Origin of the sequence: Collinsella aerofaciens, assembly GCF_018785265.1 — a bacterium.
In the GTDB taxonomy this organism is placed as follows: domain Bacteria; phylum Actinomycetota; class Coriobacteriia; order Coriobacteriales; family Coriobacteriaceae; genus Collinsella; species Collinsella aerofaciens_AI.
Window position 1 is genome coordinate 1,281 of sequence record NZ_WQPK01000055.1, and the last position, 4,099, is coordinate 5,379.

Sequence of the window (4,099 nt, forward strand, 5' to 3'; positions counted from 1 at the left end):
CGAGCTCTGCGAACAGGTCCTCGCCGAGGCCGCCCAGATCGCCCGGGCGCGAGGCGTGACGCTCGACGCGGCCACGGGCCCTGCCGTCGCGGGCGCGCCCGAGGCCCCGCTCGACCGAACCGCCCTGGCGCGAGCCGCCGCGAACCTTGTGGCCAACGCCGCCGAGCACGCGCGCTCGCGCGTGGCGGTCTCCTGCGACGTCGAGGGCGGCCACCTCGTCATCGAGGTGTCCGACGACGGACCGGGCTTCTCTCCCGCCGCCCTCGAACGCGGCTGCGAGCGCCTCTTCACAGACGACTCCTCCCGCTCCTCGCGCGACGGAGGCCGCCACTACGGGCTCGGCCTCCACGCCGCCTCCGAGGCCGCGAGCGCCCACGGGGGCTCCGTCTCGCTTGCCAACAGCCCCTCGGGCGGCGCGGTGGCCACCATCGCGGTCCCCCTGTGCGGGATCTGACGACTCAGGCCCTTGATTCGCGATTTCGGGAATGACTCAATTGATTCGCAAATCGCAGGCCGCTCCTTTAATCACTCCCTGGTTTCCGCCGGGGTTCGTAGCGGGTGGCGTGAAAAGGGGTGATTCAAAGGGTCGGAGAGATGCGTCTTAGCCGAGAATAAGGTTAGCCTTATCTTACTGCATGATTCGTGTGTTATAGTTAGATGTCTCTAACTATTTGGGGGCGATAGCAATGCACGAATGCAAGGGCTTCTGGGACAAGAATGCCGGTCGGTACGACCGTTTCATGCGAAAGGACCGGGCGGCGTATGAGAAGATGTATGAGCTGATCAGGCCGGTGGTGAAAGCAAAAACCGTACTGGAGGTTGCCACCGGCACGGGGCTTATCGCAAAGAGCATCGTAAATGCGGCGGCGCACATCGAGGCCACGGACGCTTCTGCAAAGATGATCCTTGAAGCAAAGCGGGACAATCAATCCGCAAAGCTGCACTTTTCCGTACAAGATATGTTCCGCCTGCCCTATGCACAGAAGTCCTTTGATGTGGTGATCGCGTCCAACGCGCTTCACATAGTGCCGCATCCGGAAAAGGCCCTGCAAGAAATCAGGCGGGTGCTGAAGGACGACGGCGTGCTCATCGCGCCAACCTTCACCCACGCGGGGAGTTCGGTTTCCGGCAAGGCAAAAACCTTTTTCATGAGTATGGCGGGATTCCCCCTCCACAGCAGGTGGACAAGCGAGGAATACCTACGTTTCCTGCGTCAAAACGGCTGGGCAGTGCAGAAAAGCGCGGTGCTGAAGGCCTCGTTCCCGTTGACCTATGCGGAATGCACGAAATCGGAGGGGCCAGATGTCGTTCTTTGAAAACACCCGCAAGCCCGTGGGCCTCGGCGGGAAACTTATGGTTGCCATGATGAATCTGGGGCACAGCCCTGTGGCGCGGTGGGGACTTCAGTTTCTACGACTTACGCCAAACGCAAAGGTGCTGGATTGCGGCTGCGGCGGCGGGGCAAACATAAAACGGCTGCTGAAAAAATGCCCGTATGGCGTCGTCAAGGGCATCGACTATTCGCCCGTCAGCGTGGAGAAGGCTAGAAAGCTCAACCGAACTGCAATTCAGGAGGGGCGTTGCGCCGTCTTGCAAGGCAGTGTGGCGGATATGGCGTTTGAGGATAGCTACTTCGATGCTGCCACGGCCTTTGAAACCGTCTATTTTTGGCCTGATTTGCCCCGATGCTTCCGTGAGGTCTGGCGGACGCTGAAGCCAGGCGGGACAATTCTTATCTGCAACGAAAGCAATGGCGATACGGACAAGGACGAGAGGTGGACGCAGATCATCGGCGGCATGACCATCTACAAGGACATTGAATTAAAGGCGTGTCTGGAGCAGGCGGGTTTTCACGAGGTGCAGATACGCAAAAAGAAAAGGTGGCTCTGCGTCACGGCGCGGAAGTAAGGGTATCAAGCACGGGCATTTTTGCATCCATCCTGCACATGGCGATAGTCATGACAGTCATAGCGGCTGTGCTGGCGGCAATTATGACAGTTTTTATTCACTGAGGAAGAAACCTATGAAATGTAAAATTGAGAAAAACACCGTGCAAGAGACGCTGATCCTCCCGCTGTATTCCCGAAAGCTGTGTACGGAGCTGTACCCGAACCTTTACAGGGATGAAACAGCGGTTCGTCTACTCGACCAGATCGACTACGACTTTTCAGAGGCAGAGAAAAACTCCCGCAGCCTGATGCAGCGCTTTGGTGCGCTGGAGGTGGCCATGCGGCAGAGTGACCTTGCTTTCGAGGTGCGGGATTACCTGAAAGGCCACCCCAATGCGGCGGTGGTCAACCTGGGCTGCGGACTGGACAACACTGGCAGAACCTGCGACAACGGTAGATGCAGGATCTACAATCTGGACTTCCCGGATGTGATTGCTTTGCGGCAGCAGCTACTGCCCGCCGGGGATCGGGAACAAAATATCCCCTGCGACCTGAAAGACACCGCATGGTTTGGCAAAATCGATGCCTCCGGCGGGGCGGTGTTCTTTGCCTCCGGAGTGTTCTATTACTTTCTGACCCAGCAGGTCCGGGAACTGGTGCGGGGGATGGCGGACGCTTTCCCCGGCGGGGTGCTGGTCTTTGATGCTGCCAATCGGACGGCAGTAAAGATGATCGCAAAAACATGGCTTAAGTCTGCAAAAATCAAGGATGTGGGGGCATATTTTGCGGTCTCGGATGCCGCCAAGGAAATCGGCACGTGGAACAGCCGTCTGCAGGTTACAAGTCGCGGCTATATGCTGGGCTACAACGATTTGAGAGACCCTTCTGTCAGCGGCTTTTTCCGGTTTCTCGCAAGGGTCGGTGACAACGGAATGAAAATGCAAATCGTGAAAATAAGATTTTGAGAGGCAAAAATGCAAAAGACGAGCGCTTCTTGCCGCCCAATTGGCAAGAAGCGCTCGCCTTTTCTTAACGCGTTGTATGGCGGAGAGAGTGCAAGTTACGCGAGCGCCCTTCTTGCCAGCTCGGCCGCGCCGAGGATTCCTTGGTCGCCGCCGCAGCCCGGGGCGCAGATGTAGCTCTCCATGTCCTTAAGCTCGGCGGTCTGGATGTAGCCACCCAGATATTCGAGGGTCTTCTTGCGGACGATGCCGTAGAGCTGCTCCTGGTGCATCACGCCGCCGCCGAGGACGATGCGGTGAGGCGAGTACATGAGCACGAGGTTCGCACACATCTGCCCCAGATAATCCCCCTCGAGCATCCACACCTCATCGTTGTCCGCGAGCTCGGCCGCGGGCTTTCCCCAGCGCGCGGCGATGGCGGGGCCGGAGGCGAGGCCCTCGAGGCAGCTCGCGTGGCTCGGGCAGACGCAGCGTCCTTCCTCGGTGGGACGGGTCCTTACCAGCATGTGGCCGGCCTCGGGGTGCAGCATGCCGTGAAGGAGCCTGCCCGCGCACATGACGCCCGCGCCCACGCCGGTGCCGATGGTCACGTAGACGGCGTCCTTGAGCCCCTTGCAGCAGCCGAAGACCGCTTCGCCGAGGCAGGCAACGTTCACGTCCGTATCGTAGGCCACCGGAATCCCGAGGGCGTCGGCGAACGCGGCGCGAAGACCATAGCCTCGCCACGCGAGCTTGGGCGTTTGGAGGATGGAGCCGTAGCGCTCGTCGGCGGGGTCGACGCAGGTCGGGCCGAAGGCGCCGATGCCCAACGCGTCCACATCGCGGGCGGCGAACCACTCGATCATCTGCGGGACGGTCTCGGCGGGCGCAAGCGTCGGGGTCTCCATACGGTCGAGGACCTCGCCGTCGCCGGACACCACGGCACAGACCATCTTGGTCCCGCCGGCCTCGAGGGCGCCGAGCCTCATTTGCTTTTCGCTCATGTGATCCTCCTTACAAAGGGACGCCCGCAGTCATGGTCAACCGCGGACGACCATAACGTTGGCTTGTTTCGAGGCGACCCTACCTGGGCACGCGGTCCTGCCTTGCGGCAAACGGGGCGAGCACGGCGTGCGGCTCGCTTTGGTACCAGTAGGCGACGGTGGAGATGTCGTCCTCGCGCTCGTAGAGATCGCGTCGAAAATGTTGGTGTAAGGGTGACGCTCTAGCGCCCGTTTAACGAAGAACGGCCTTCGTCCTAGAATCTGA

General features: G+C 60.2%; 5 protein-coding genes. 4 read left to right on the top strand and 1 reads right to left on the bottom strand.

Translation table 11 applies throughout. From position 1 onward, the window contains the following. From GPK42_RS09620 to GPK42_RS09635, 4 genes are all read left to right on the top strand, one after another. Positions 1-454, top strand: a 454-nt coding sequence (locus GPK42_RS09620) for an ATP-binding protein (protein ID WP_215694934.1), incomplete at its 5' end; no start/stop codon positions are given. Positions 455-686: 232 nt separating this feature from the next. Further along, on the top strand, positions 687-1,316 hold the full coding sequence (locus tag GPK42_RS09625) for a class I SAM-dependent methyltransferase (protein WP_215694935.1): 630 nt from the start codon (positions 687-689) through the stop codon (positions 1,314-1,316). Beyond that, positions 1,303-1,908 (top strand): class I SAM-dependent methyltransferase, encoded by a 606-nt coding sequence (locus tag GPK42_RS09630; protein ID WP_215694936.1) that lies wholly within the window; start codon positions 1,303-1,305, stop codon positions 1,906-1,908. Before GPK42_RS09625 ends, GPK42_RS09630 begins: the two co-directional genes overlap by 14 nt. 115 nt (positions 1,909-2,023) lie before the next feature. Further along, the gene (locus GPK42_RS09635; protein ID WP_215694937.1) at positions 2,024-2,854 is read left to right on the top strand and encodes a class I SAM-dependent methyltransferase; all 831 of its coding nucleotides are present in this window, start codon (positions 2,024-2,026) and stop codon (positions 2,852-2,854) included. Positions 2,855-2,949: 95 nt separating this feature from the next. Here GPK42_RS09635 and GPK42_RS09640 read toward each other — a convergent pair whose 3' ends face one another. Next, complete coding sequence (locus GPK42_RS09640; protein ID WP_215694938.1) at positions 2,950-3,834, bottom strand: ROK family protein; 885 nt, start codon at positions 3,832-3,834, stop codon at positions 2,950-2,952. Positions 3,835-4,099 lie beyond the last annotated feature (265 nt).

Excerpts from the sequence above, each read along its gene's own strand:
- GPK42_RS09625 (WP_215694935.1), top strand. The coding sequence starts at position 687 with ATGCACGAATGCAAGGGCTTCTGGGACAAGAATGCCGGTCGGTACGAC.
- GPK42_RS09630 (WP_215694936.1), top strand. The coding sequence starts at position 1,303 with ATGTCGTTCTTTGAAAACACCCGCAAGCCCGTGGGCCTCGGCGGGAAA.
- GPK42_RS09640 (WP_215694938.1), bottom strand. The coding sequence starts at position 3,834 with ATGAGCGAAAAGCAAATGAGGCTCGGCGCCCTCGAGGCCGGCGGGACC.
- GPK42_RS09635 (WP_215694937.1), top strand. The coding sequence starts at position 2,024 with ATGAAATGTAAAATTGAGAAAAACACCGTGCAAGAGACGCTGATCCTC.